At 65.6% G+C, this 19,744-nt stretch carries 14 protein-coding genes; 5 read left to right on the top strand and 9 right to left on the bottom strand.

The genetic code is table 11. The features are described 5' to 3' along the window. Positions 1-103: 103 nt before the first annotated feature. The 6 genes from MUK72_RS05215 to gatB all read right to left on the bottom strand — a co-directional run bounded on the left by MUK72_RS05215 (position 104) and on the right by gatB (position 8,871). Positions 104-1,294, bottom strand: a complete 1,191-nt coding sequence (locus MUK72_RS05215; protein ID WP_244704552.1) for an inorganic phosphate transporter — start codon at positions 1,292-1,294, stop codon at positions 104-106. A gap of 183 nt (positions 1,295-1,477) precedes the next feature. Then, positions 1,478-2,779, bottom strand: coding sequence for an aspartate--tRNA(Asn) ligase (gene aspS, locus MUK72_RS05210; protein WP_244704550.1), 1,302 nt, complete (start codon positions 2,777-2,779; stop codon positions 1,478-1,480). Between the two features lie 54 nt (positions 2,780-2,833). Further along, entirely contained in the window at positions 2,834-3,538 is a 705-nt protein-coding gene (locus MUK72_RS05205) for a phosphoglycerol geranylgeranyltransferase (protein ID WP_244704548.1), read from the bottom strand. A 54-nt stretch (positions 3,539-3,592) separates the two neighbouring features. Next, entirely contained in the window at positions 3,593-6,076 is a 2,484-nt protein-coding gene (locus MUK72_RS05200; RefSeq protein ID WP_244704546.1) for a DNA topoisomerase I, read from the bottom strand. A gap of 70 nt (positions 6,077-6,146) precedes the next feature. Further along, positions 6,147-7,313, bottom strand: coding sequence for a tryptophan synthase subunit beta (gene trpB / locus MUK72_RS05195; RefSeq protein WP_244704544.1), 1,167 nt, complete (start codon positions 7,311-7,313; stop codon positions 6,147-6,149). Between the two features lie 64 nt (positions 7,314-7,377). Next, entirely contained in the window at positions 7,378-8,871 is a 1,494-nt protein-coding gene (gene gatB / locus MUK72_RS05190) for an Asp-tRNA(Asn)/Glu-tRNA(Gln) amidotransferase subunit GatB (RefSeq protein ID WP_244704542.1), read from the bottom strand. Positions 8,872-9,001: 130 nt separating this feature from the next. On the opposite strand from gatB, the gene MUK72_RS05185 reads away from it, so the two are divergent. The 4 genes from MUK72_RS05185 to MUK72_RS05170 all read left to right on the top strand — a co-directional run bounded on the left by MUK72_RS05185 (position 9,002) and on the right by MUK72_RS05170 (position 14,442). Continuing rightward, a complete protein-coding gene (locus MUK72_RS05185; protein WP_004051059.1) occupies positions 9,002-9,262 on the top strand; it encodes a DUF7518 family protein in 261 nt (86 codons plus the stop codon). A gap of 18 nt (positions 9,263-9,280) precedes the next feature. After that, positions 9,281-12,853 carry a chromosome segregation protein SMC gene (gene smc, locus MUK72_RS05180; protein ID WP_244704540.1) on the top strand — a complete coding sequence of 1,191 codons (3,573 nt, stop codon included), beginning with the start codon at positions 9,281-9,283 and terminating at the stop codon, positions 12,851-12,853. Beyond that, a complete protein-coding gene (locus MUK72_RS05175) occupies positions 12,846-13,664 on the top strand; it encodes a segregation and condensation protein A (RefSeq protein WP_244704538.1) in 819 nt (272 codons plus the stop codon). Before smc ends, MUK72_RS05175 begins: the two co-directional genes overlap by 8 nt. Positions 13,665-13,725: 61 nt before the next feature. Then, positions 13,726-14,442, top strand: coding sequence for a class I SAM-dependent methyltransferase (locus MUK72_RS05170; RefSeq protein ID WP_244704537.1), 717 nt, complete (start codon positions 13,726-13,728; stop codon positions 14,440-14,442). Between the two features lie 352 nt (positions 14,443-14,794). Here MUK72_RS05170 and mtnP read toward each other — a convergent pair whose 3' ends face one another. The 3 genes from mtnP to MUK72_RS05155 all read right to left on the bottom strand — a co-directional run bounded on the left by mtnP (position 14,795) and on the right by MUK72_RS05155 (position 17,209). After that, on the bottom strand, positions 14,795-15,673 hold the full coding sequence (gene mtnP, locus MUK72_RS05165) for an S-methyl-5'-thioadenosine phosphorylase (RefSeq protein ID WP_244704535.1): 879 nt from the start codon (positions 15,671-15,673) through the stop codon (positions 14,795-14,797). Then, positions 15,670-16,359 carry a phosphoribosyltransferase gene (locus MUK72_RS05160; RefSeq protein WP_244704532.1) on the bottom strand — a complete coding sequence of 230 codons (690 nt, stop codon included), beginning with the start codon at positions 16,357-16,359 and terminating at the stop codon, positions 15,670-15,672. Before MUK72_RS05160 ends, mtnP begins: the two co-directional genes overlap by 4 nt. Before the next feature lie 94 nt (positions 16,360-16,453). Beyond that, complete coding sequence (locus tag MUK72_RS05155; RefSeq protein WP_244704530.1) at positions 16,454-17,209, bottom strand: SDR family NAD(P)-dependent oxidoreductase; 756 nt, start codon at positions 17,207-17,209, stop codon at positions 16,454-16,456. 217 nt (positions 17,210-17,426) lie between these two features. Here MUK72_RS05155 and ppsA point away from each other — a divergent pair, with 217 nt between their 5' ends. Further along, positions 17,427-19,694 carry a pyruvate, water dikinase gene (gene ppsA, locus MUK72_RS05150; RefSeq protein ID WP_244704528.1) on the top strand — a complete coding sequence of 756 codons (2,268 nt, stop codon included), beginning with the start codon at positions 17,427-17,429 and terminating at the stop codon, positions 19,692-19,694. The last annotated feature ends 50 nt before the right edge of the window (positions 19,695-19,744 follow it).

The raw sequence follows: 19,744 nt of genomic DNA, 5'->3' as shown, positions 1-19,744 counted from the left end.
CGTCGGTGAGAAAAAACCGCCAGCGCCGTCGTGCCGAACCATCCATCCCCACCCCAGAACGGCGTGTTCGCCCGACTGTCCGGCTGCCCCGGCGAACGATCGATCAGAACAGTTGAATGACGGTTATCAGTCCGTAGCCGAGCGCGAGTGCCAGCGCGAGCGAGCCGATCCACGCGAGCACCGTGTTCGCCATCTTGCGCGTGCTGACGCCGGCCCCGCCGGCCGCAAAGCCGCTGCCGACGACCGCGCTGACGATGATCTCGTTGAACGAGACGGGAATGCCGAAGACGACGGCGGTCTGGGCGATGGCAAACGACGGAATAAGTGCCGCGATCGACCGCCGCGGGCCGAGCGAGGAGTAGTCCTGGGCGATCGCCTTGATCATCCGCGGCGCACCCATCCAAGAACCCGCGAGCAGGCCGATCCCGCCGAAGACGAGCAGTGCGAACAGCGATATCGTGATCGGAAGCGCGATCCCGTTGACCGCCGCGAGCAGCGGTCCGACGGCCAGTCCGACCTGACTCCCGCCGGCCGAAAACGCCACCAGACCGCCGAGCGCGAGCAGGAAGTGGCGTTCGGCCCCCTCGACGCTCGAATCGAGATCCCAGACGAGCGCGCCCGCGGCCGCCACGGCGACGAGCAGCGAGACGAGCGCCTGGCCGATTGCCGACGGAAGGGGCAGCTCCGCCGTCGCTGCCGCGGCGATCGACGCGCCGCTCGAACCCGACCCGAGCAGCGTGAACGGGATGTTGGCGACGATGAGGCCGATGATGGCCCCGAGCGCCGGGATCGTGTATCGCTCGGGGATCGACTCGTGACGGAGGACACGCGCGGTGACGTACGCGATGCCGCCGCCGACGAACGGGACGAGCAGCCACAGCGTACCGATTTCGGCGTATTTCGGCCAGACCGGGCTGCCGCCGAGTCCGAGCCCGACGCCGACGACCGCGCCCGTCACCGTGAACGCCGTCGCGATCGGATAGCCGGTGAAGATGCCGACCGCGACCAGTCCGGCCGCGAGCAGCAGCAGTACCGTGGCCGCAGTCGGCGAGAGCGTGAGCCCGCCCACGAGTCCCGTCCCCACCGCGTCGGCGACGTTCGCGCCCTGGAGGATCGCGCCGAGCAGCCCGAGAATACCGACGAGAAAGCCCGCACGCATCACAGAGATCGCGCGCGCACCGACTGCGGGCGCGAACGGCGTCGAGCCCGACGAGCCGGCACCGATCGTCCAGGCCATGAACAGGCTCGCGAGCGTCGCGACGATGAGGATCGCGAGCGTTCCGAACGCCACCATCAGTCAGCGATCCACCGCCTGCGAGGCGCTGTCTTCCGTCGATGCAACCGTTTTCCGCCGGCGTACATGGTGATCATACCATCCCTCCACGACCCCATCGGATAAACGGTTGCGTCCGGCACACGCCTGCTCTCGATCGGAGCGGTTCCGTTTCCCACAAGCGATCGATAGAAACGTCGTCGCCTACGGCGACAGGCGTTGCCTGTCTCGCGGGAACAGAACGGCTTCACGGATGTTCGGTAGATCGAGCATCGTCATCACGAGGCGCTCGCCACCGATCGCCCAGCCGGCGTGGGGCGGCATCCCGTATCTGAACATCTTCGTGTAGTAGTCGAACGCCTCGGGATCGAGTCCCTGCGCTTCGAACCCCTCGACGAGCTGGTCGTAGCGGTGTTCACGCTGGCCGCCCGAGACGAGCTCCATGTCGGGGGCCATCAGGTCGAAGCCCGTCGAGAGCTCCGCATCGTCGTCGTAATCTTTGATGTAGAACGGCTTGATCTCGCTCGGCCAGTCGGTGACGAAATAGTGACCGCCGACGTCGTCACCGAGCGCTTTCTCGCCCTCGGTCGGCAGATCGTCGCCCCAGACGAGCTGGGTGTCTAGCTCGCCGGTGGCGTTGATCCGCTCGATCGCCTCCTCGTAGGTGAGTCGCGGGAACGCCTCGTCGGGCACTTCGAAGTCGTCGTAGCCGAGAGTGTCGAGCTGGTCGGCGCAGTTCCCGGCGACGCCCTCGTAGGCCGCTTGGACGACCCGTTCGCAGGCGTCCATCGCCTCCTCGTGGTCGATGAACGCGCTCTCGAAGTCGATCGAGGTCGCCTCGTTCAGGTGACGGGGCGTGTTGTGCTCCTCGGCACGGAAGATCGGGCCGATCTCGAAGACACGTTCGAGCCCGCTGCCGACCATCAGCTGCTTGAACAGCTGCGGTGACTGGTTCATGAACGCCTCCTGACCGAAGTAGGTGATCGGGAACAGCTCGGTCCCACCCTCGGTGCCCGTGGCGACGATCTTCGGCGTCGTGATCTCCGTCGATCCGAGTTCGCGGAACGCCTCGCGCGCGCTCCGGAGGACCTCGGCGCGGATCTCGAAGATCGCCTTCGCCTCCTCGCGCCGGAGATCGAGCGTGCGGTTGTCGAGCCGGGTCGGAAGCTCGGCGTCGACCTTGCCGGACGGATCGAGCGGGAGTTCGGGATCGGCGGGTGCGATCACCTCAACACTATCGGGAACGATCTCGACGCCAGTCGGAGCACGCTCCTCCTCCTCGACCGCGCCGGAGACCGACACGACGCTCTCGCGGGCCACTTCGGTGCCGGTTTCGACGAGTTCGTCATCCATCGCGTCCTTCTCGAACTTGACTTGGATCTTCCCAGTCCTGTCGCGGACGATGAGGAAGGCAATTCCACCCAGATCGCGGATCTCGTGTGCCCAGCCGGCGACCGTGACGTCGTCGCCCGGTTCGGCGCTCGCAGTGGTCGTGCGATCGTTCATACACGACGATGTAGAGCGGCGGTCTTAAACGCCGTCGTTTCGCGCGTCGGCGACTCAGTTCGCGTCCGTCGCGCCGCGAACGGTCTCCCGGACCGCATCGACGCCCTCGTCGTGGACGAGATCGCCGACGACGACCGTGTCTGCCCGTTCGCCCATCTCGTGGGCCGAATCGTAGTCGTGGATGCCGCCACCGTAGAAGAGGGTCGCCTCGTCGAGCGCGTCGCCGGCAGCGGCCACGATCTCGGGATCGCCGAACGTGCCCGAGTATTCGACGTAGACGATCTCCTGGCCGAACATCCGCTCGGCGATCGTGGCGTAGGCCGCGACGTCCTCGGCGTCGAGATCGCAGTTCGCCTGCGTGTACGTCGCCACCGACGAATCGGGGTTGAGAACGATGTACGCCTCGGTGTTGGTGCGCGCCCAGTCGATGCCGTCGTCGATGCGCACCCACTCCTTGTGTGCGCCGGTCATCCAGGAGACGTCACCGGCGTTGAACACGATCGGGATGAGATAGCCGTCGAGCGAGTCGGTGTGGACGACGGTCGCGTCGACGCCGGGTTCGATGTAGAGGGGGACATCGTGCTCGCTGCACGCATCGACGACCGCCTGCATCTTCTCCTCGGTCATCCCGGTCGTCCCGCCGACCTCGATGGCGTCCGTGCCCGTCCGGCAGACGTCCTCGTAGCTCTCGCCGTCGACGAGGCTTTTGTCCGGGTCGATTTTCACGATGTGATCCCACTCGGTCCACGGCGCGCTCATAGCAACAGGAATCCGAGCGCCGCCTAAACGTCTTCCGTAATCGGTCGATTTCCGTCAGTCGGCCTTCGCTTGCCAGCTACGGACGTTCTCGGCGCTCACGCCCTGGACCGATTCGGCGATCGAATCGGCCTCGCTTTCGCGCAGATCGTCGAGGCTCTCGACGCCGACCGCCGCCAGTTTCTCGACGGTCTTCTCGCCGACCCCATCGAGATCCACGAGGTCGCCGACCGACTGCCGGGCCTGATACTCGTGGTAGTTACAGATCGGACAGCCGAGCTCCCAGGGCTCGTCGCCGCTGTGGACGACGAGTTCGGGCAGGTCGTGCTCGTCGCAGAACTCGTCGGTGACCTCGATCTCGCCCCGGCGCGGGAGCGGGAGCGAATACTCGCAGTCGGGGTAGCGCGTGCAGCCGACGAGCCGCGAACCGGTCCTGAGGGTCTTGATCGCGAGTTCGCCACCGTGCTCCGAGCCGCACTCGGGGCAGTCCCCGATGACGCGGTCGGCCTCGGCGTCGGCCTCCTCGGCGGCACAGAGCGGACAGCCATGCACGAACGTGCTCCGACCGTCGAGCATCTTCACGTTCCGCAGGTCGTGCTCGTCGCAGGTTTCGTCGAGGATCAGCGGCTCGCCAGCCGAGGGGAGCGGCAGCGTGAACTCGCAGTCGGGATAGCCGTCACAGCCGACGAACGAGGAGCCGTGACGACTCTTTCGCACGAGCAGGTCCGCGCCACAGTCGGGACACGGCCCCAGCGTTTTGTCGGCTTTGAGCGACTTGCGGAGATGTTCGCCGACCTCCTCGCGCGAGTCGCGGAGCGTGTCGAACACGGTTTCGAGCATCTCGCGCGATTCCTGGGTGACGTCGTCGAGAGCCGTCTCACCGTCGGCGATGGCGGCCATGTCGGTTTCGAGCTGGCTCGTCATCTCCTCGCTCACCACGCGGTCGGCGTACTGCTCGGCCGCCTCGACGACCGCCTCGGCGAGTTTCGTCGGGCGGGGCGGGTCGCTCTCGATGTAGCCCCGATCGTAGAGCTTCTCGATCGTGTTGTGACGGGTCGCCTTCGTGCCGATGCCCATCGTCTCCATGCGCTCGATGAGTCTGGACTGGCCGCGCCGACGCGGTGGCTGGGTCTCCTTCTCCTCGGAGCGCACGTCCTCGATCGGGAGCTCCTCGCCCTCGTCGAGTTCCGGCACGTGGTTCTCCGAGGTATTGAAATACGGATAGACGGCGTGGTAGCCCGGATCGACGAGTCGCTTGCCGTTGGCCTTCAGGTGGTGCTCGTCGATGGCGGCGGTCACGCGGAGATGCTCCCACTTGGCGGGATCGGCCACCGTCGCGAAAAAGCGCCTGACGACCAGCTCGTAGATCTCGCGTTCGTCGTCGCCGAGTTCGGACGCCGACGGGAGCTCGCCCGTTGGATGGATCGGCGGGTGGTCAGTCGTCTCCTCGTCGCCCTCGGTGGCCGAAAGCTCCTCGGCTTCCAGCAGGGCCTCTGCATCGTCGCCGAACTCGCGGTGGTTCGTGAACTCCTCTAAGAGCTCCTCGATGTCGAGATCGTCGGGGTAGACGGTATTATCGGTTCGCGGATAGGTGATGTAGCCCGCCGTGTAGAGCTCCTCGGCGAGGCTCATCGCGCGCTGTGCGGAGTAGCCGAGTGAACTCGCCGCACGGATGTACTGGGTCGTGTTGAACGGATGGGGCGGGTCGTCGGCACGGGTGCGCCGGCTGACCTCTTGGACCGTCGCCGCACTCGCCTCGCCGAGAGCGTCGTAGACCTCCGCCGCAACCGATTCGTCCCAGAGGCGGTCGGTACCGCGACCGTCCTCGCGGTCGAAATACTGGACCTCGAAGGTGGTTTCGTCCTTGAGAAGGTCGCTGAACAGTTCCCAGTAGGTCTCGGGATCGAACGCCTGGATCTTCCGCTCGCGATCGACGATGAGTTTGAGGGTCGGCGACTGGACCCGGCCGACGCTGATGAAGTCGTTGCCGCGCTGTTTGGCGGTCAACGAGAGGAATCGGGTCAGCGCCGCGCCCCACACGAGGTCGATCTCCTGGCGGGCTTCGCCCGCCGCCGCGAGGTCGTAATCCAGGTCGTCGAGATTGTGGAACGCCTCGCGCACCTCGCGCTCGGCAAAGGACGAAAACCGTGCACGCTTGATCGGCGCGTCGGAGACCTCGCGAACGATGTCGGCGGCCTCCTTGCCGATCAGTTCGCCCTCGCGGTCGTAGTCGGTGGCGATGATGACGCCGTTGGCATCCCTCGCGAGCAGCCTGAGCGTGCGGACGATGTTCTCGCGGCTCTCGTGTGGCTCGACCACCACGTCGGCATCGAGCAGTTCGACCGGTTCGACGTCGCGCCAGTTCGCGTATTCGGGCGGGAAGTCGTTCTCGACGACGTGGCCCGAGAGGCCGACACAGCGTCGTCCACCCCACTTGTAGACGTTGACGCCGTTTCGTCGCTCGACGTCGGCGCTGCCCTCGCTCAGGATCTCGGCGATGTTGCTCGCGGCGGTCTCCTTCTCGGTTATCAACAGCTCCACCGGACACCACCCATCTTCATTGGCCGCGGTAGGTCGATACGGCTTCTAAACCTTTCGCAGCCGTCCGGCGTCAGCCGAGGTCGAACTGCTCGGCCGCCGTTCGCATGTCCTTGTCGCCGCGCCCGCTCAGATTCACCAGGATCGAATCGTGGTCGTCGGCGACTTCCCGTGTGAGCGCGAGCGCGTGAGCGGTTTCGAGCGCCGGGATGATTCCTTCAGTCTCGCTCAACTCGCGAAAGGCAGCGAGCGCGTCCTCGTCGGGGATCGCGCGATACTCGCAACGCCCGACCGCGCGGAACATCGCGTGTTCGGGGCCGACACCGGGGTAGTCGAGTCCGGCAGAGATCGAGTGGACCTCCGTCTCGTCATCGAGTATTCTCGTCTCCATCCCGTGGAGCGAGCCGTCGGTGCCCGCCGCGAGCGGTGCGGCGTGACGGGTCGAGTCACTGCCCTCGCCACCGCCCTCCGCACCGTAGAACTGCACGGGATCGTCACGGAAGGCGTCGAACAGTCCCATCGCGTTCGATCCGCCGCCGACGCAGGCGACCGCCGCGTCCGGCAGTTCGCCCGTTCGCTCGCGGAACTGGTCGCGTGCCTCGCGGCCGATGATCGACTGGAACTCCCGCACCATCCTTGGGAACGGGTCCGGGCCGACGACCGATCCAACCAGGTAGTGGGTGTCGTCGACGTTCGCGGCGAAATCCTCCAGGGCGGCATCGACCGCGTCCGCGAGGCCGGCCCCGCCGCGCGTGACCTCGTTGACCTCCGCGCCCATCAGCCGCATCCTGAAGACGTTCATCCGCTGGCGCTCGATGTCCTTTTCGCCCATGTAGATCTCGGTGTCCATATCGAACAGCGCACCGACCATCGCGGTCGCGGTGCCGTGCTGGCCCGCGCCGGTCTCGGCGATCAGTCGGGACTTGCCCGCCCGCTCGGCGAGCAGCGCCTGGCCGACGGCGTTGTTGATCTTGTGCGCACCGCCGTGCAGGAGGTCCTCACGCTTGAGATAGATCTCGGTTCCGTAGCGCTCCGAGAGACGCTCGGCGTGGAAGAGCGGTGTCGGTCGCCCCGCGAACTTTTCGAGGATCGAGCGGAACTCCGCGCGGAAGTCGTCGGACGTGGCGATGTTGTCGAACGCGTCGGCGAGCTCTTGGAGCGGTTCCACGAGCGGCTCGGGCACGTGTCGGCCTCCGTAGCCCTCGAACTCGCCGGCGTGCTCCGCGTCATCGTTGCTCATCGTGTCTCAACAGTACGCAGTAACGCACAAATGTGTACCGACTGTTCGGCAGTCGGCCCCCTGGTCAGCCGTCGAGTGCCGCCCGGAGCAGTTCGTTCACCGTTCCAGGGTCGGCACTTCCCCCTGTGGACTGCATCACCTGTCCGACGAGGAAGTTGAGTGCGCCGTCCTCGCCCGTATGGTAATCCTCGACCGCGTCCGGATTCTCGTCGATCGCGGTCGCGACCGCGCTCTCGATCTCGTCCTCGCCCGTGGTGCCGAGCCCCTCGCACTCGACCACCTCGTCCGGCGAGCGTCCGTCGTCGAGCATCGCGCGCAGGACGATCTCCTCGGCGTTCTTTGCGGTGATCTCGTCCGTCTCGGCGAGTTCGATGAGATGGAGGAACTCGTCGAGTCGATCCTCGACGTCAGCGATGGCCATGTCGCGGTAGTTGAGTTCGCCGAGGAGGCTGTCGGCGACCCACGACGCCGCCACGTCGGGATCGAAGCGGTCGGCCACCTGCTCGTAGAAATCCGCGATCTCACGGGTGGAGGTGAGTTTGCGGGCTTCGGACGAACTCAGGCCGTACTCCTCGGCGAAGCGCTCGCGGCGGGCGTCGGGGAGTTCGGGGATCTCGATTGCCTCGGCCCAGTCGCTGACGCGGAGCACGGGGAGGTCTGCCTCGGAGAAGTACCGATAGTCCTTCTCCTCTTCCTTCGAGCGCATCGAGACGGTCACACCCCTGGACTCGTCCCAGTGGCGGGTCTCCTGTTCGATCGTCCGATCGCGCTGGAGGGCGTTTTTCTGTCGCGTCACCTCGTAGGCGAGCGCCTGCTCGGCCCCCTTGTGACTGGAGATGTTCTTCACCTCGGTACGGTTGGCGGCCGCGAGCGCGTCCGGGCCGATTCTCCCGTCGGCGTCGACTTCCGCCTCGGGCACGAGCGAGATGTTCGCGTCGATGCGCAGCGACCCATCTCTGGAACTGTCGAAGATGCCGAGATAGTCGAGCACCTCCTCCAGTTTGGCGAGGAAGGCGCGGACCTCGTCGGGACTCCTGAAGTCGGGTTCGGTGACGATCTCCATCAGCGGAACGCCCGCGCGGTTGTAGTCGACTCTGGTGTATTCGGCGCTGTCGATGCCGCCACCCCCGCCGGCGTGCTGGAGGCTGCCGGGATCTTCCTCCAGATGGGCGCGCTCGATGGCGATGGTCCGTTCGTCGTTTTCGACCGTGACCGTGAGTTCGCCATCCTGACAGAGCGGCGAGTCGTACTGGGTGATCTGGAAGTTCTTCGGGAGATCGGGATAGTAGTAGTTCTTCCGGTGGAAGTGGCTCTCGTCGGGCACGTCGGCGTCGATCGCCGCCGCGAGCTTGAGCGCGCCCTCGACGGCCGCCTCGTTCAGCGTCGGGAGCGCACCCGGCAGGCCGAGACAGGTCGGACACGTATGGGAGTTCGGCTCGCTGTCCTCGAAATCCGTACTACAGCCACAGAACACCTTGGTCTCGGTTTCGAGCTGGACGTGGACCTCCAGCCCGATGACGACGCGGTGGTCGCTGGCACTGACGGCGCGGGCGCTCATTGTCGCCTCTATCCGGCCGCGACCGCTAAAACATGACGCCATCGCCGTCGCACGGCACGGTGGCCACACCTACCAACTCTCGGAAACGTGTCTGACGCACGTTTATGTCCGCGGAACGCCGCCATCAGCCATGAGCGGCAACCGCGTCGAGGAGCTCGAATCGCGCGTCGAAGAACTCGAAGCCTCCCTCTCCGGCCTGACCGACGAACTGATGGAGACGAAAGCTCGACTCGCCGAACTCGAAGACGAATCCTCGGACGAGTATATCGAGGCCGGCGTCGGGGCCGTCACCGACGACGGGACCGAGGAATCGAGCGCAAACGAAGAAGCTAACCCGGACGAGGACGATTCTACTGACGATTCATCGGCCGACGACATCATCGTCGCGTAGGCCGTCCACGAGCACCCCATGCATATCAAATCGCTCGTCCTAGAGAACTTCAAGAGTTTCGGCCGTCGAACGGAGATCCCGTTCTACGAGGATTTCACGACCGTGAGCGGGCCGAACGGCTCCGGCAAGTCGAACATCATCGACGCGATCCTGTTCTGTCTCGGGCTCGCCCGCACGCGCGGGATCCGCGCCAGAAAGCTCACCGACCTTATCTACAATCCCGGTCACGAGGAGGGTGGCGAATCGGCCGGCGGCGGTGTCCGGGAGGCGAGCGTCGAAGTGGTGCTCGACAACGCCGAACGGACGCTCCCGCGCGCCGAGATCGAGAGCGCCGCCGGCACCGAGAACGTCGGCGACGTCGACGAGATCGTCATCAAACGCCGGGTCAAACAGACCGAGGACAACTACTACTCCTACTACTATCTCAACGAGCGCTCGGTCAACCTCTCCGATATTCAGGATCTGCTCGCGGGGGCGGGCGTCACGCCCGAGGGCTACAACGTCGTGATGCAGGGCGACGTCACGGGGATCATCAACATGACTGCGGGCGAGCGCCGCGAGATCATCGACGAGATCGCCGGCGTGGCCGCCTTCGACGCGAAGAAGGAGGACGCCTTCGAGGAGCTCGAAGTCGTCGAGGAGCGCATCGACGAGGCCGAACTCCGCATCGAGGAGAAAGAAGAGCGGCTCGAACAGTTGAACGACGAGCGCGAGACGGCGCTCGAATATCAGTCGCTGCGCGAGGACAAGGAAGAGTACGAGACCTACCGCAAGGCCGCCGAGCTGGAGGACAAGCGCGCGAGCCTCACATCGGCAGTCGAGAAGATCGACGAGCTCGACGACGAACTCGACGAACGTCAGCGCGAACTCGACGAACGCCAGGGCAAGGTCTCGCGACTCGAAACCGATCTCGACGAACTCAACGACGAGATCGAGCGCAAGGGCGAGGACGAACAGCTCGCCATCAAGCGCGAGATCGAGGAGATCAAAGGTGAGAAGAGTCGGCTCGAAGACAAGATCGAGAACACCGAGGAGCGCATCGACGAAGCCGAAAACGAGCGCCGGCAGGCGTTCGTCGAACTCGACAAGAAACAGGAGACCGTCGACGATCTCGACGGCGACATTCGGAGCGTGAAAGTCGAGAAGTCCTCCATCACTGCTGATATCGAGGACCAGGAGGACGAACTGGCCGAGGTCGAGGCGGAGATCGAGGCGAGCGACACGGAGTACGACGAGGTGAAAGCCGACCTCGAAGAGCGGCGGGAGGCGCTCGAAGCCGAAAAGAGCGCGAAAAACGAGAAACAGCGCGAGCAGGACAGGCTACTGGACGCGGCCCGGCGGCGCTCGACCGAACAGAGCGAGAAAGAGAGCGATCTCGACGAGACCCGCGAGCGGATCCCCGAGATCGAGGCCGCGATCGAGGATCTGGAGGACGAGTTGGCGAAGGCCGAGCAGAACGAGGCGAACATCGAGGACGTCGTCTCGGACCTCAAGGCCGACAAGCGCGAACGGACCGAGGAGCTCGACGAGATCGAGGAGGAGCTCCGCGCCGCGAAGGACGAGTACGCGAGCCTCGAAGCCAAAACCGACGACAGCGGCTCGTCGTACGGGCGAGCGGTTTCGACAGTTTTGAACGCCGATCTCGACGGGGTGCACGGCACGATCGCGCAGTTGGGAGGCGTGGCGAGCGAGTACGCGACGGCGTGCGAGACGGCGGCGGGCGGACGGCTCGCCCACGTCGTCGTCGGCGACGACGGGGTAGGCCAGCAGGCCATCGAGTATCTGAAATCCAGGAACGCGGGGCGGGCGACCTTCCTGCCGATGACGAAGATGCAGCGCCGGTCGGTGCCGAACCGGCCCAACGAGACGGGCGTCGTGGATTTCGCCTACAATCTCGTGGACTTCCCCGAGAAATACGCGGGCGTCTTCTCGTACGTGCTCGGCAGCACCCTCGTCGTCGAGGAAATGGAGACTGCCCGCGAACTGATGGGTGACTACCGGCTCGTCACCCTGGAGGGCGAACTCGTCGAGAAAAGCGGCGCGATGACAGGTGGGTCGCGCAGCGGGTCGCGCTACTCCTTCGAGTCGAGCGCGGGCCAGCTAGAACGCGTCGCCGATCGCATCACCGAGCTCGAAGAGCGCCGGCGCGAGGTTCAGGAGGACGTTCGGGAGATCGAGGAGCGCCTCGACGACGCGCGCGAGCGTCGGTCGGCGGCCGCCGAGCAGGTCCGCGACATCGAGAACGATATCGAGCAGAAAGAGCGCGAGCGCGAGGAGATCGACGAGCGCATCGACGAGCTCGAAGCGGATATCGCGGAGATCGAGGCGGCCCGCGAGGAGGTCGACGCGGAGATGCAGAGCCTGGAGACCGAGATTTCCGACCACGACGACGAGACCGCAGCCATCGAGGCCGATATCGAAGCGCTGGAGGACGAACTCGCGGACTCGGCCATCCCGGAGCTCACGAACGAGGCCGACGCGATTCAGGACGATATCGACGAACTCGACGACCGGATGGACGATCTCGACGGCGAGCTGAACGAGCTCCAGCTCGAAAAACAGTACGCCGAGGAGTCGATCGACGAACTCCACGAGACGCTCGAAAGCGCCCAAAATCGCAAGGCGGAGGGCGAGGAGCGCATCGAGGAGTTCGACGGGAAGATCGACGAACAGGAGGAAAAACTCGACGAGCGCGAGGCGGCCGTCGCCGATCTCGAGGACGAACTCGCCGATCTCAAGGATGAACGCACGGATCTGAAGGAGGAACTCGCCGCCGCGAAAGAGTCACGCGACGAGCAGCGCGAGCGGGTGAACGAGACCGAAAGCGAACTGGAGAGCCGCCGCGAGCGCCGGGAACGGCTGGAGTGGGAGATCGACGAGCTCGAATCGGTCGTCGGCGAGTACGACCCCGACGAGATTCCCGATCACGACGAGGTCGAAGACGAGATCGCGCGATTGGAGGGGGAGATGGAGGAGCTGGAGCCGGTCAACATGCTCGCCATCGAGGAGTGCGACACGGTCGAGGCGGATCTCGACGATCTCACCGACAAGCGGGCGACCCTCGTCGACGAGCGCGACGGCATCGAGGAGCGCATCGACTCCTACGAGGCTCAGAAAAAGGAGACGTTCATGGACTCCTACGAGACGATCAACGAGCAGTTCGAGTCCATCTTCGAGCGCCTCTCCGCGGGGTCGGGAACGCTCCATCTGGAGGACCCCGAGGACCCCTTCGAGGGCGGGCTGACGATGAAGGCCCAGCCGGGCGACAAGCCGATCCAGCGGCTGGACGCGATGAGCGGCGGCGAGAAGTCACTGACGGCGCTCGCCTTTATTTTCGCCATCCAGCGCCACAACCCTGCGCCGTTCTACGCACTCGACGAGGTGGACGCCTTCCTCGATGCGGCCAACGCCGAGCGGGTGGGCGAGCTGGTCGACGAACTCGCCGCCGACGCGCAGTTCATCGTCGTCAGTCATCGCTCGGCGATGCTCGAACGCTCCGAGCGCGCGATCGGCGTCACGATGCAGGGCGACAACGTCTCGGCGGTCACGGGGATCGATCTCGGAGCACAGGAGGTGCCCGCCGATGACTGAGGCAGATGGTGCAACGGCAAACGGGGAGGACGATGAGGTCGAGCCGGTCGAACTACTCGTGAGGCTCGCCGAAGAGGGCGAGATCGAGCCCTGGGATATTGACGTCGTCGACGTGACCGACGCCTTCCTCGAACGGCTCGACGCGGCGGATCTGCGCACTTCGGGTCGGGCGCTCTTCTACGCGAGCGTACTCCTCCGAATGAAGAGCGAGGCGCTGCTCGAACCCGAGGAAGAACCGGAACCCGACCCCGAACCCTGGGAGGAAGGCTACGAGCAACCGCCCGATGAGTTCGGGCCGGATCCGGTGGCGGCGCTCGAAGACGAGATGGATCGCCGGCTCGACCGGAAGGGCGCGCGCGGCACGCCGGAGACGCTCGACGAACTCGTGCGCGAACTCCGCGAGGCAGAGCGCGATTCGTGGTGGAAGGAGTCCAGGACCTACGACACGAGCGGCTCGCCGAAGGGGTTCCAGCGGGGAACGCAAACCCTGGATTACCGCTCGGGCGACGATCTGCGCGTCGACGACGAGCCGACCGAGGCCGACGTGACGGGCACGGCCCACGGCGAGGACATCGAGGCCATCATCGCGGACGTTCAACGGGTACTCCGCAAGCAGTACGACGCCGGGCGCGAGGAGGTGCTCTACGCCGAGATCGACACGGCGGGCGGCTCGCGCGTCGAGACATTCCTCGCAGTTCTCTTTCTCTCACACCGCGGCCACATCCGCCTCCAGCAGGACGAGCTGTTCGGCGATCTCTGGGTGCAGAACCCGAACACGGAGTCGGCCTCGACCGAAGCGATCGCTGACTGAGGCCGGGACGTGCTATCGTGGTTCGGACCAACATTATTGCGCTCGGAACGAACGATAGTCCATGACCGATCCGTTCGGCCGCGCGGTCCGCGACTTCCATCAGGGCGAACAGGACGCACCCCTCATCCAGCGTGACGGTGAATGGGCGCGCGAACACCCGATCGAGGCGTTCTATTTCGGCGATTTCGACCCTGACAGTGATCGTGGCGAGTTCCTCACGTCCTGGGTCGATGGCCCGCTGCTCGATATGGGTGCGGGCGCGGGTCGCGACACGCTCTACTTCCAGGATCAGTTCGAGACGGTCGCCATCGAAGTGAGCGACCATCTCATCGAGACGATGCGCGAGCGCGGTGTCCAGGACGCGCGTCGTGCAGACATGTTCGCACTTCGGGAGTCGTTCGAGCGCGATCGGTTCCAGTCGGCGTTCGCGTGGGGGACACAGGTCGAGCTCGCGGCCTCGATGCGGGGACTCCGGGAGTTCCTCGACGACCTCGCGTTCGTCACCGCGCCCGACGGAGCGGCGACGCTCGACTGTCACGATCCGGAGCGGATCGTGGCGGACGAGATGCTCGGCTATCGGGCCGACCCGACACCCGGACTCGCCCACCGCGTGATGCAGTTCGAATACGAGGGTGATGTCGGCGAGACGCTCCTGTTCCGACTGTTCGGCCCCGATCGACTGCGCGAGGCCGCAGCCGAGACCGACTGGGAAGTCGCTGCCCACAGCTACGATGCCGCGGAGTCGGCTCACTACCAGGCAGCGCTGACGAAGGCGTAGCCTGCTGCGGATCGTCACCGCGCGATCGTCCGCCGGCAAGTGTTTCCGCTCGCCGAAAGGTTGATACCATGTCGTGATGTATGGTATCTCGTACCATGACACCGGAACGCATCAGGGAGCGGCTGGAGGAGACCGAAGGACGAGTCGATGTCGAGGCGTTCGTCAGCGCGCTCGAATACGTCCGCGACGACGGGCGACGGTGAGACGATAGCCCGCGGCGTCCACGCGCGAGAAGTACGCGGGTCAGTATCGGTTCGGCGGGGTCGGAGAGTCGCACGTGAAAACCGGTTCGTGAGCGTCGCTCGGAAGTCGTCGCTGTTTTGATAAATCGTCGGCGTGTTCTCGCAACGATTCAGTCGAGATAGTCGCCAGCCAGCAATGTGAGGCGCTCGCGGGTCTCGTCGGGGATCGCCTCGGCCGCGGTGTTGATCGTCCCGTCGAGCGCGTGCGCGCAGTCACAGTCGCGCTCGTCGGGCATCGTCTCGATGGCACGCCGGATCGTCGCGTTGATGCGCTCCTCGTTCGCGGCGGCGTTGTCGAGCACCTCCTGGAGGCTCACCTCGCTGTCTTCCTTCCAGACGTCGTAGTCGGTGACGCCGGCGACGGTCGCGTAGCAGAGTTCGGCTTCGCGGGCGAGTTTCGCCTCCGGCACGGCGGTCATCCCGACGATATCCCAGCCCTGTGCGCGGTAGAACTCGCTTTCCGCTCGGGTGGAATACTGTGGTCCCTCGATGCAGACGTAGGTGCCGCCCTCCTCGACGCCCGCTTCTGCCCCGCTACCCGCACCCGCCCCATCGTCGACCGTCTCGGCCGCAGCGGCGAGATGGCTGGTCATATGGGGGCAGTACGGCTCGGCGAAGCCCATGTGGACGACCATCCCGTCGCCGAAGAACGAGGTCGTCCGGTGGCGCGTCCGATCGAACAGCTGGTCGGGGACGACGAGCGTCTGCGGCGGGAGCTCCTCACGCAGGCTCCCGACCGCGTTGGTCGCGAGAACGCGATCGACACCGAGCTGCTTCAGCGCGTAGATGTTCGCCCGGTAGGGCACCTCCGTCGGCGAGAGCTCGTGGTCCGGCCCGTGTCGCGGGAGGAAGGCGATCTCCCGGCCATCGAGTTCGCCGACCGTGACGGAACCGCTCGGCGCGCCGAACGGCGTCTCGACGGTCTCCTCGTGGCCCGCGTCGAGATCGAGCGCCTCGTAGATGCCGCTGCCGCCGATGAGACCGATCATGGTTCCTCCAGCAGCATCCAGCCCTCGCCCTCGCGTGCGACGATCCCTCGCCGTTCCATCTCAGCGAGCACTTCGTCCATCCGATCGGGTTGGGCGATCTCCATCTCGATGCGGTCGATGCCGTGATGCTCGGCGAGCAGATGGCGGATCTCCTCCATCGTCATCGTCGTGTCGGGCTCCAGGACGCCGCTCACGAGATCGGTCATGTCCTCGATGAAGTTCCAGGGGTAGATCACCCACGTCCAGCTGTCGAGATGCTCGCCGAGGTAGTCGGGTTCGAACTCGCTCGTCCCGAGCAGTTGGACGGTCGCGGTGCGGACGTCGTTCGGATCGCGGTCGGTGACGTATTCGTGGGCACGCTCGATGCTCCCCCCGGTGTCGGCGATGTCGTCGATGATGAGGACGTCCTTGCCCTCGACGCTCCCCTCGGGCATCGGATAGCGGATCTCCGGCTCGCCAGTCTTCGCCGCGGTTCCCACGTAATGTTCCATCTTCAGGCTCGTGAGATCGTCGAGCCCCAGGAAGTCACAGAGACAGCGCCCGGCGAACCAGCCGCCGCGCGCGAGCGCGACGACGACCTCCGGCTCGAACTCGGTGCGTCTGACCTGATCGGCGACCGACCGACAGCGGCCGTAGATGTACTCCCAGTTGGTGACGGTGCAGGTGAAATCGTCGCGCTCGGTCATGGCTCAGTTGTGTGGGATGGCGGCATGCGTTAAGTCGTTGTGTCTCTCCGGTCGGCGGAGCAGTGATCAGTGAGAACGAAGGGTCAGTTTCCGATCAGCGACCGGCCATGATGCCGCCGTCGACCGAGAGCGGCATGCCGGTGACGTACGAGGCGTCGTCCGAACAGAGCCAGACGGCCGCGTTGGCCATCTCCTCGGGGTCCCCGAGCCGCCGCATCGGAACGCTCGATTTGAGTTTCTCGCGCATCTCGTCGGGCATCTGGCTGTAGCCGGGCGTGTCGACCGGCCCGGGGCAGACGGCGTTGATGCGGATGCCGTCCTCGGCGTATTCGAGCGCGGCGGTCCGTGTGAGGCCGACGACGCCGTGTTTGCCCGCCGAATAGGGCGCGACGTTGCGCTGGCCCTTCAGGCCCGCGCCGGAGGAGGTGTTGACGATCGCACCGCCGCCCTGTTCGAGCATCGCGTCGATCTCGTGGCGCATGCACCGCCACGTGGATTTGAGCGTGATGTCGAGTTCCTTGTCCCAGTCGTCCTCGGAGACCTCCGCCGTCGGCACCATCTCGCCCGCGGCACCGGCGGCGTTGTTGTGAGCGATGTCGAGGCCGCCGTAGCTGTCGACCGCTTCCTCGATCATCGCGGTGATGTCCGACTGGCTGGTGATGTCGACGGTGAGGAACAGCGCCTCGCCGCCGTCGTCCTCGATCAGTTCGACGGTCTCCCGGCCGGCATCCTCGGCGATGTCCGTGACGATGACGTTGGCCCCTTCCTCGGCGAAACGCAGCGCCGACGCACGACCGATGCCCGCGCCGGCACCCGTAACGGCTACCGTTTTGTCGTTGAGTCCGTTCATAGTGGTTTTCCGTCCGTCGCGGGGCGAGCGTCGTCCCGCCTCGTGCGAACACTGAATATTTGTTCAGCCCGACGCATAACCGTTTCGTTTCGGACGGTGCTTCGGCAAGCGAAACCGCGTGACAGCGGTCGGTTTGGCGTGGCTGACTGTGACGCTACCGCACGAAGCCGGTCGGTTCGGAACCTTCTTTATTGACGTTCGTGATTATACGTCCACGATGGCTGTACTCTGGCTGGACGATGTAGGCAAGGACGACATCGACGCCGTCGGCGGCAAGGGCGCGTCGTTGGGCGAACTCGCTGGTGCCGGCCTGCCCGTCCCGCCGGCGTTCGTCGTCACGGCCGGAACGTACCGCTCGTTCATCGAGGAAACCGGCATCGACGAAGCGCTGTTCGACGCCGTCGATGTCGATCCCGACGATTCGAGCGCGCTCGCCGCCGCCACGGCCGAAGCCGAGGACCTCATTCTGGGGACGGAGATGCCCGACGAGCTGCGTGAGGAGATCCTCGAAACCTACGGGAACCTCGACGACGGCGAAGCGTTCGTCGCGGTACGCTCGTCGGCGACCGCCGAGGACCTGCCAGACGCCTCGTTTGCCGGCCAGCAGGAGACGTTCCTCAACGTCACAGGAGAAAACCTCGTCCAGCGCGTCAAGGAGTGTTGGGCCTCGCTCTTCACCCAGCGAGCGATCTACTACCGCGAACAGCAGGGGTTCGACCACCGGAGCGTCGACATCGCGGTCGTCGTCCAGCGGATGGTCGACGCCGAGAAATCGGGCGTGATGTTCACCTCCCATCCCTCGACGGGCGCGCCGGAGCTCATCGTCGAGGCCGCGTGGGGGCTCGGCGAGGCGGTCGTCGCCGGCGAAGTCTCGCCCGACAACTACGTCGTCGACCGCGACAGCCACGAACTCGACTCCGTCACCGTGGCCGACAAGAAGACGATGTGCGTCAAGGAGCCCGAGACGGGCGAGACGACGATGGTCGACGTCCCGGGCGAGAAACGCGAGGCACAGGTGCTCGACGAGGACGAACTCGACAGTTTAGTCGAGATCGGCGAGCAGGTCGAGGAGCACTACGGCGAGCCCCAAGACGTCGAGTGGGCGATCTTCGAGGGCGACGTCTACATGCTCCAATCGCGCCCCATCACGACGATCGCCGACGACGGGGGCGAGCAGGCAAGCGTCGCCAACGGCGGCGACGAGTCCGGAGCGAGCGACGACGTGCTGCTCACGGGGCTCGGCGCGAGCCCGGGCATCGCCAGCGGCGCGGTGGCGATCGTCGGCAAGCTCGACCAGCTCGACAAAGTGGAGGAGGGTGACGTCATCGTCACCGAGATGACGACGCCGGACATGGTGCCGGCGATGAAGCGCGCGAGCGGCATCGTCACCGACGAGGGCGGGATGACCTCCCACGCGGCGATCGTCTCCAGGGAACTGGGTGTCCCGGCCGTGGTCGGCTCGCAGAGTGCGACCAGCACGCTCGCCGACGGGCGGCACATCACCATCGACGGCGACAAGGGGACGATCCGCGAGGGCGAGGCCGACGACGGCGAGCGCGACGCCGTCGAGGAAGTCCGCCCGCAGTCGCCCGTCAAGCCGATGACCGCCACCGAGGTGAAGGTCAACGTCTCGATCCCCGAGGCCGCCGAACGCGCCGCCGCGACCGGCGCGGATGGCGTGGGACTGCTCCGGATGGAGCACATGATCCTCTCGACGAACAAGACCCCCGAGAAGTACATCGACGACCACGGCGAGGACGCCTACATCGAGGAGATCGTCGAGGGAGTCAGAAACGTCGCCGAGGAGTTCTACCCACGACCGGTGCGCGTGCGCACGCTCGACGCCCCCACCGACGAGTTCCGCCAGCTGGAGGGCGGCGAGAGCGAACCCGACGAACACAACCCGATGCTCGGCTACCGTGGCATCCGGCGCAGCCTCGACCGTCCCGACGTGTTCGTCCACGAGCTCGAAGCCTTCCGCCAGCTCTACGGGATGGGTTACGACAACGTCGAGATCATGCTGCCGCTCGTCAACGACGTCGAGGACGTCCTCCAGGCCAAGAATCTCATGCAGGACGCCGGCATCGATCCCGACAAGCGCTCCTGGGGCGTGATGGTCGAGACGCCCGCCTCGGCGCTGCGCATCGAGGAGATGGCCGACGCGGGCATCGACTTCGCCTCCTTCGGGACGAACGATCTCACCCAGTACACCCTCGCCGTCGACCGAAACAACGGCCAGGTCGCCGATCGCTTCGACGAACTCCATCCCGCCGTCCTCGAACTCATCGGGCAGACGATCGAGACCTGCCGCGAGAACGACGTCGCGACCAGCATCTGCGGGCAGGCCGGCTCGAAACCACAGATGGTGCAGTTCCTCGTCAACGAGGGCATCTCCTCGATCTCGGCGAACATCGACGCCGTGCGCGACGTCCAGCACGAGGTCAAGCGCGTCGAACAGAAACTCGTCCTCGATACTGTCAGGTAGGGCTCCGATGCTCAATCACGATCGCACGCGATCTGCGGGGAGATGCACAA

Source organism: Halococcus dombrowskii (genome assembly GCF_022870485.1).
Classification (GTDB): Archaea; Halobacteriota; Halobacteria; order Halobacteriales; family Halococcaceae; genus Halococcus; species Halococcus morrhuae.
The sequence above is the reverse complement of the archived record's forward strand: the minus strand, read 5'-3'. Positions and strand labels throughout refer to the sequence as shown.